Source organism: Thauera sp. WH-1, from assembly GCF_047806685.1.
Classification (GTDB): domain Bacteria; phylum Pseudomonadota; class Gammaproteobacteria; order Burkholderiales; family Rhodocyclaceae; genus Thauera.
Map to the genome: position 1 here is coordinate 1 of NZ_JBLQGP010000049.1, position 7,562 is coordinate 7,562.

At 67.7% G+C, this 7,562-nt stretch carries 9 protein-coding genes, 1 pseudogene and 1 riboswitch; of the genes and pseudogenes, 3 read left to right on the forward strand and 7 right to left on the reverse strand.

Features of this window, described 5'->3' with window-relative positions; genetic code table 11:
- From ACMV5O_RS21030 to ACMV5O_RS21040, 3 genes are all read right to left on the reverse strand, one after another.
- Window positions 1-1,154 (reverse strand): RtcB family protein (locus tag ACMV5O_RS21030; protein ID WP_416165270.1); only part of this gene is annotated, 1,154 nt, incomplete at its 3' end.
- Between the two features lie 48 nt (window positions 1,155-1,202).
- Window positions 1,203-3,683, reverse strand: coding sequence for a VIT domain-containing protein (locus ACMV5O_RS21035; RefSeq protein ID WP_416165271.1), 2,481 nt, complete (start codon window positions 3,681-3,683; stop codon window positions 1,203-1,205).
- A complete protein-coding gene (locus ACMV5O_RS21040) occupies window positions 3,680-4,159 on the reverse strand; it encodes a helix-turn-helix domain-containing protein (RefSeq protein ID WP_416165272.1) in 480 nt (159 codons plus the stop codon). Before ACMV5O_RS21040 ends, ACMV5O_RS21035 begins: the two co-directional genes overlap by 4 nt.
- Window positions 4,160-4,264: 105 nt before the next feature.
- Between ACMV5O_RS21040 and ACMV5O_RS21045 the strand changes: the two genes are divergently transcribed.
- Window positions 4,265-4,630, forward strand: a complete 366-nt coding sequence (locus ACMV5O_RS21045; protein WP_416165273.1) for a hypothetical protein — start codon at window positions 4,265-4,267, stop codon at window positions 4,628-4,630.
- A gap of 37 nt (window positions 4,631-4,667) precedes the next feature.
- Here ACMV5O_RS21045 and arfB read toward each other — a convergent pair whose 3' ends face one another.
- On the reverse strand, window positions 4,668-5,072 hold the full coding sequence (gene arfB / locus ACMV5O_RS21050; protein WP_416165274.1) for an alternative ribosome rescue aminoacyl-tRNA hydrolase ArfB: 405 nt from the start codon (window positions 5,070-5,072) through the stop codon (window positions 4,668-4,670).
- A 122-nt stretch (window positions 5,073-5,194) separates the two neighbouring features.
- Window positions 5,195-5,273, forward strand: a riboswitch (SAM riboswitch).
- Window positions 5,274-5,453: 180 nt separating this feature from the next.
- On the opposite strand from arfB, the gene ACMV5O_RS21055 reads away from it, so the two are divergent.
- Complete coding sequence (locus tag ACMV5O_RS21055; protein ID WP_416165275.1) at window positions 5,454-5,621, forward strand: hypothetical protein; 168 nt, start codon at window positions 5,454-5,456, stop codon at window positions 5,619-5,621.
- Window positions 5,622-5,681: 60 nt separating this feature from the next.
- Entirely contained in the window at window positions 5,682-6,086 is a 405-nt protein-coding gene (locus ACMV5O_RS21060; RefSeq protein WP_416165276.1) for a hypothetical protein, read from the forward strand.
- 101 nt (window positions 6,087-6,187) lie between these two features.
- On the opposite strand, the gene ACMV5O_RS21065 is transcribed toward ACMV5O_RS21060, so the two are convergent.
- The 3 genes and pseudogenes from ACMV5O_RS21065 to ACMV5O_RS21075 all read right to left on the reverse strand — a co-directional run.
- Window positions 6,188-6,415 (reverse strand): hypothetical protein, encoded by a 228-nt coding sequence (locus tag ACMV5O_RS21065; RefSeq protein WP_416165277.1) that lies wholly within the window; start codon window positions 6,413-6,415, stop codon window positions 6,188-6,190.
- 20 nt (window positions 6,416-6,435) lie between these two features.
- Window positions 6,436-7,281 (reverse strand): ExeA family protein, encoded by an 846-nt coding sequence (locus ACMV5O_RS21070; RefSeq protein ID WP_416165278.1) that lies wholly within the window; start codon window positions 7,279-7,281, stop codon window positions 6,436-6,438.
- Window positions 7,278-7,562: pseudogene (locus ACMV5O_RS21075) on the reverse strand (hypothetical protein); the annotation flags it as partial. The pseudogene ACMV5O_RS21075 and the gene ACMV5O_RS21070, both read right to left, overlap by 4 nt.

Sequence of the window (7,562 nt, forward strand, 5' to 3'; positions counted from 1 at the left end):
TCGGTGAGGTCGCGCTGGTTGGCCATCACTTCGTCGATGTCCTTGTACGCCCCGGGAATCTCATCGACCACGCCCTTGTCCTTGCGGCAGATCACCCCTTCGGTCTGGCGCGCGAGGTCGGCCTCAGTGAAGCGCCTAGTTGCCGCCGTGCGGCTCATGCGCCGGCCGGCGCCGTGCGCGCTGGAACAGAAGCTCTCCGCGTTGCCCTTGCCGCGCACGATGTAGCTGCGCGCGCCCATGCTGCCGGGGACGATGCCGAGTTCGCCCTGCCCCGCCCGGATCGCGCCCTTGCGCGTCACCCAGACATCGGCGCCGTAGTGGTGCTCGCGGGCGACATAGTTGTGGTGGCAGTTCACGGCTTCGGTCGTGACCGCAAACGGCGGCAGGTGGCGCGCCAGTCCCGCGAGCACCAGCTCCAGCATCGCCAGGCGGTTGGCCATCGCGTATTCCTGCGCCCAATGCACCGCCTCGACGTAATCGGCGAAGTGCTCGCTGCCCTCGGCAAAGTAGGCCAGGTCGCGATCGGGCAGGTGGATCATGTGGCGCGCCATGTCGTTGCGGGCCAGCTCGATGAAGTACGTCGCGATGGCGTTGCCGATGCCTCGGCTGCCAGAGTGCAGCATCACCCAGACCTGCGCATGCTCGTCCAGGCAGACCTCGATGAAGTGGTTGCCGCCTCCGAGCGTGCCCATCTGGTTCGCCCACTTCGAGAACTTGCCGAACGCCTTGAGCAATTGCGGGTGACGCTCGGTCAGGGCCTTGAGGCCGGGCTCGAAGGGGCGCACCGCGTCGACCAGCACCCGGCCGTCCGCATGCTGGTCGCGGCCGACCGGCACATCGCGGCTAATCTGGTCGAACACCTTCTTCAGCCGCTTCTCGTCGATGTCGTTCGCGGTGAGCGACAGCCGCGCGGCGACCATGCCGCAGCCGATATCGACACCCACCGCCGCCGGGATGATCGCCTGGTGGGTGGCGATCACCGAGCCGATCGTCGCGCCGATGCCCAGATGCACGTCGGGCATCGCGGCGACATGGTGGTGGATGAAGGGCAGGCTCGCGATGTTGGCGAGCTGCGCCTTCGAGCCTTCGTCGATGTCGTCGGTCCAGATCTTGACCGGCGCGGCGTTCCCGTCGAGAACCTGTTTCACGGGCATGGGGGTTTTCCTCGCATTTCCTTGTCGACGAGCGATACCCGCGCCCGGTTACCCAAGCGCCGTCGCCTCGTCCCGAAGGTCAAACACGTAGTCAGGCCAGCTCTGCGCGCGGAGCGTAACTACAAACACCTGCAAGCGCGCGACGATCGAAGCGGCCGCAGGGTCATCTTGCCTGACCTTCAGCGCCGCGCTCGGTGCCACGCTTTGCGCCAAGGCCTTGAGCCGACCCAGCGTGCCGGTGTCCGACAGCAGCGCTTCGTGCAGATCGCACTGCGCCATCACCTGGACGAAGCAGGCGACCACCAGGGCTTCGCCCTCCCCTTCAGCCAGCACGAACTCGAGCCAGTCGAGCACCGCCGCACCGACACCGATTCGGCGCAGCTCGGCATAAGTTTGCGGCCATTCGGCCTGCGGATGACTGCGCAACCACTGTGTCAGGCCCAGCGGAGTGAGACCTGTGTAATGCGGTTCGGCACACCAGTAACGCGGATCGTCCCGGGGTGGCTGCCCGGCGTCCTGGTTCGAGCTGCGGCGCAGGAAAGCCGGGATGCCATGGGTACCTGCCTTGTTGGGCGTTTCGCCGCGATCCGCGCGTCGCCCCGAGCGCAGCACCACGGGCGCATCGAAGGGATCGTCGAAGTCGAAATGCGCACCGCTTGCCGCAGCCGGCGAGCCATAGTGCTCCGGCGCCTCATTCACGCTGAGCGGCGCCATGCAGGGGTCGATGCAGAAATCGAGGCTGCCGAGCCCGCCAAAGCCGGCAGGCAGCATCGAGGGCACCTTCACGAGATCGGGCATGTCCGCCGGCTTGTCGGCTTCGGCACGCGTCTCGACGAGCAGGAAATGCGTCAGCGGGCTGACCAACTGATAGGCGACGGCCAGTTCCAGCGCCTGACGCGAGTGGGCGCCCTCGCCGGCGAGCAGGGTTTCGAACTGCGCGGCCACGGCCATACGGCTGAGCGTCGCATCATGCTCCGCAGCAGTCAGGCAGGCTTCGCCCAGCGATTCGGTCGCCACGGCGTGCGTGCGCGTGCCGACCAGACGCACGGTCCCATCCGGCACCTGCGCGAAGCGTGCCCATACGGTCACCGCGTCGCCGTCGAACACCGAGCCGGGTAGCGCACTCATCCACACAGGCTTCGCGCCGGCCGGCCACGCGAGTTCCAGGGACGCCATGCGCTGCGAGCGCAGGCGCGCGAACATGCGCAGCACGGCCGGTTCCACGGCCTCGCCTGACGCGACGAAATCGCACGCACCGCCCGTCTCCTCGGCCAGGCGACGCAGCACGCCCTCGGCCGGAGCGCTGCCGATACCGACCACGAACACCCGGTGACCCAGCGCGCGCGCCTTCGCCACCGTGCGGTCGATCGCGTGGATCTGGCCATCCGTGATGAGCATCAGATCGACCGGCGCGGCACCTTCCCCAGCGCCGGGGCTTACCGCTGCGTCTCCGGCCAGGGCCAGGGTGGAATCCAGCGCCTTCTCCATCTCGGTGCCGCCCAGGTCGGCCTGCAACTGCGCCGCCCAGCGCTGCCCGGCCAGCCGGGTCGCGGGACTCGTGCGCCAGAGCGCGCGCGAGCGATGTTCGACAGTGCTGCCGAAGCGTGACAGCGAGAACCGCTCCCCCTCGCGCAGACCGGCGACGATGGCCTGCAGCGCACGACGCGCGGCGGCGATGCTGTCGCCCTGCATCGAGCCCGAGCAGTCCACGAGAATCTTTACCGCGAGCGGATGAGCCGACGCCGGCACGCGCGGGCAGAAGCTCGCCAGCACGCTGACCGCGCCGGGCTGCACCGTGTCCTGCGCGCACAGGGCGAGCGAATCCTGCGCAACCTCATCGAGCACCAGGATGAAGTCGCGATCGAGGCGGCCACCGCGCGCAAGCGACACGAGCATCGTCGTCGTCTCGCCCTCGCCTTCGAGCCGCATCGACAGCGGATGACTCGGCGAGCCGATGCGGGCGCGTGCGAGGGCGCCCTCGACGCGCAGGCTGAGCTCGAACGGGTACGTCACCATCAGGTCATGTTCGACCACCTGGTGCGGCCTCAAGCCGGCATCTTTCGCCGGATCGCCATAACGCGGGGCGATGACCGTGGGCACCACCAGGCGCAGGCCATGCTGCTCGAACTGGAGTACCTGGGCGTAGCGTAGCCGCACCACACAGGTTTCCCCGGGTGCGAGGTTGCCCAGGTTCAGCGTGTAGCTGTCATCGAAATTCTGCTCGAGCAGAATGGCGGTGTTGCCTTCGGCAATGGCGTCCTCGTAGCCCTGCTCCGCCTGCTTCTTCTCGACCACCGCACCGGACAGGCGGCGATCGCCAATCTGGACCTCGACCCCGAGCAGCACGGCCGCCCAGGGCAGCGGGAAGCTGTAGACGAGCTCGACATGGCGCTCGAAGGGGTTGGCAAATCGCTGTTCGAGATCCGCTTCGAAGAGCGTGCCGCGCAAGGTGCCGGTGAACCGCACGCCCTGCAGCGTCAGTGCCTCACCCGCCCTCGTCTCGAGTCGTGCCGATTGTTGCTGCATCATCGTTCTCCCGCCTGTCGGTCGTTCTTGTCCGTGTTGTTCGAAGCAGCGCTCTGCGACGCCGCCCCGCCTTGCCCCTGCACCGCCTCGAAGGCGGCCATCACACCCTGGATGAACTGGCGCACCGCCTCCGGACTCAGGCCCGCGCGCTGCGGATCGATCACCACCTCGACCCCCTCGGCCACCGCCAGATGGCTGCACACCGACACGCTGCCGATGGCGCGTTCGCGAGGCGGCACCGGCGGTGGCGCACCGTGGAGCAACTCGCGGATGCGCTCGAGCGAGACGCCGGCAGCGGTCCATTTGCGGATCTGCAGCAGCTGCTCGAGATGCCGCGCGCCGTAGCGGGCCGCCCGGGTCTCACCCTCGGGACGGTCGACCAGGCCGATCTGCACGTAGTAGCGCACCGTTCGGGGCGGCAGGTCCGCGAGCACGGCCAACTCGGCCAGGGGATAGCTTGGGGAGGCGTCGGCGTTCATGGCGCCTATTAAGCCACTTATATTCAAACAGTACAACTGTGCTTTAAAACCGGCGGAGGGCTGATAGGATCCGGCCGTCACTTGACCCAACCTGGCCGTTACACCATGTCCCCACATCCCCGCCCGACACCGCCCGCAGACAGCCGGGGAACGCGCGCCGCGCTGATCTTCGCGCTCACTGCCGAGCGCCTGTCGATCCACTACGAGCATGGCCAGTGGCTCACCGAGGCCCAGGGCGCGAGCTTCATCGCCGACTGGCTCCGGCGCAGCGAGCGCGCACTGCCGCTGGCGGAGCGCCGGCAGCTCTCCGCGCTCAGCGATGGGCTGGCGCGCCAGATCGCCGGCTCGCTGTCACGGGAAGCGGGTCTCTACACTACGCACGAGATGATGGAAGCGCTCGATCCGAACTACGACTCGGAGTTGGCGCGCTCGATGATGGACGAGTGCGCGCGCCTGCTGGACGCAGATTGATGAGGGACGTTGACTGATCCTCGACGGGACAAGCCGATCAGTCGCTCACCCTACCGCGCGCAGCCTTGATCGACGCCCGGCGCGCCTTCCCCTCCAGCCTGCGGGTGACCGACGCGCGGGTCGGCCGGGTCGCGCGACGCGCCTTCGGAGGCGCCGCGACACGCTCGATCAGCTCTTCCAGCCGGCGCAGCGCCTCGGTGCGGTTCTTCTCCAGACTGCGAAACTTCTGCGCCTTGATGATCACCACGCCTTCCTTGCTGATCCGATGGTCGTGCAGGGCGAGCAGTCGCGTGCGGATGTCCTCGGGCAGGCTCGATGCCGCAATGTCGAAGCGCAGGTGCACCGCGTTCGATACCTTGTTGACGTTCTGGCCGCCCGCGCCCTGGGCCCGGATCCCGGTGATCTCGATTTCGTCAGGCGGGAGGGTGAAGGGGGAGGTCATCGCTCGGGCAGGATCAAGTCATACGGAAGGCAGTCGCTGCGGGCCGGGAACATCATGATTCCGAACGGCGACAGGCACAATGGCGCACGCGCCTTGACAACCCCAACGCCTCTCCGCTTTAATCCGTCCATCGCGCCGATTTGAGAACACAGCTTGCGGGCGCGTAATAAATGCAGCTAAAGCGGCCACACAAGACCCGCTGAGCCTGCATGGCCAACGGGTCTTTTGCTTTTTGCAGCACCTCACGGGCGCCCAGCGCCCAACCGCCGGCATTAACGACAACTTGCCGGGGCGGATGACAAATACCGGCTAAAGCGTCACCGCCTCTTCGCCCCCGCGAGGCCGGTCACGCCGGCTCAACAGGGGGCGAGGAGCATCACCATGATCAGCACGCAATCCACGGGCGACCGGCGCCTGACCCCCAGCCAGCGCGAGGCGCTCGGCAAGTTCGTCGCCAATCCCTTCCCTCTTGCGCACACCAGCGCGCCCGTTCGCCACAAGTCGAGCGAGCCCCTTCCGATCCGCCCAAGTTGGCTCGGCTGGCGTTGAGCCCGGTCACACGAGGAGAAGATCATCATGTGGCCTTACGCAACCCGTGGCTCCCGCTTCATGGGCGACGTCAGTGAGATCAGCCCCAGCGCGCTCGAGGCGGAAGACTTCAGCACCAATGCGGCGTCGATCAAGCTCTGGCTCCCCGAGAAGCTGGTCGCTGCCATCGATGTGCTCTGCGACCAGCACGACGCGAGCCGCCCCGATGTGCTGCGCTGGACTCTCTTCGAGCACGTGTTCGGTCGGGTGGAACTCGCGCATCTGCAGCGTCGAATGAGCGCGCGGCTCACGGAGCTGGAGAAGATCGAGATCATGCGATCCGCCCGGCGCAGCGCCACCGAAGAAGGGCCGACACCCCGCGAGATCAACGCCCGTCACCTGGGCAAGGCCACTGAGGACCTCAAGCTCTTCTTGCCCGCGCGGCTCAAGCTCGAGCTGCAGGATGAGTGTGGTCACCCGATTTGATGCTCCGATGATCACGTAGCGCGATGGCCTGCAAAGGCCCGCCACCGAATGGAAACGCCGCCCGGTGATGCTGAGGGGCGGCGTTTGTGCTTGAGGACGGTTCAGAACGGTGGATCGTCCGGATAGGCCGAGCGAAACAGGTCGGGCTGGACGAAGTCGGGTGCGACGAGGTGCTCGCGCGACCGCTGGTGGTAATAGCGCTCGATCTGGCCGAGGTAGTGGGACTCGAACAGCATGACGAAGTCGTGAAGCACGCCCTGAAGGGCCACGGCCGTCTCGTCGGGCAGTTCCGGCCACGACAGCGGTGCGCTCTGGGGGTGGTTGTGCATGATGGGACTCCTGTGGGCGGTCAGCGCCGGGTCGAGGCACGGCGCGGGGTGACGGTCTCGGGCGGGGCAAAGACGTCGAGGTAGAGCTTCTCGTCGAGCTGAGGCAGGTCGCGGTGGGCGGCCACGGCGAGCAGCTCGGCGGCCATCGTGGTGAGGATGCGGTAGTTGCCGACGGCGTGATCGCACAGGGTGTGCATGAGGGCAGTGCTCATCAGGCTGGCGTTGCCCGCCGCACGGGTGAGCTGTTGCAGGCAGGCGAGCAGTTCCTCGCGACTGGCCGCCTCGGTGGCGAGCCGGGTGCGGATGCGCGAGCCGAGCGGGATGAGCTCCTCGCGGCGCAGCTTCTCGGGCAGGCGCGCGTCGCCGGCGAGCACCACGCATAGGAGCGACTGCGAATCGAACTTCGCGCTGGCCATCAGGCGCAGCTCCGAGAGCACCGCCGGGCTCATCTCCTGGGCCTCGTCGATGAGCAGCACCGGGCGGCGCCGGGTCGATTCCAGATGGGCGAACCAGGCCTCGCGCAGCGCCTTGAAGCCGCCCCAGCGGTTGTGCGGACGCAGCGGCACGCCAAAGAGATCGCCCATCTCGCGATAGAAGTCGGCGAGGTTGCTCTGCGGATGGGTGATCGCGCCGACGGTGAGATCGGGCAGGCGCGCCAGGCGCTCGGCCAGCAGACGCAGCGCCACGCTTTTGCCGGTGCCCGGGTCACCGTGGATCATCGCGAAGCCACCCTCGCCGATCAGCCCCTGCTCGATACGCCAGCAGAAGTGCTCGAGGCGCGCGGGCACATGGATCGCCTCGGTGGGCACCTCGGTCGTGAAGGGGTGCCACTTGAGCCCGTAGAGGGCGAGCAGTTTGGTGTTCATGCGAGGTCCTGTGCGGCAGTGACAGCGGTGGACGCGGTGGAAGCGATGGAATGGGGGGCAGGCAGATAGGCCGGCGGCAAGCCGGTGGCGGCGTAGTCGGCGAGCAACTGGGTGAGCAGTGGCGCCATGCCCGAGGGCGGCAGCGGCGACAGATCGACCGTGCTCGGTGCGCGCGGCCGGCGCGCGCGCTCGGCGTTGGCGGACTTGTCGAGCGGGGTGATCGGGCACAGCACGGCGCCGGTGTGCGGATCGACGAGATCGACCCGGGTCAGGTCCCAGCG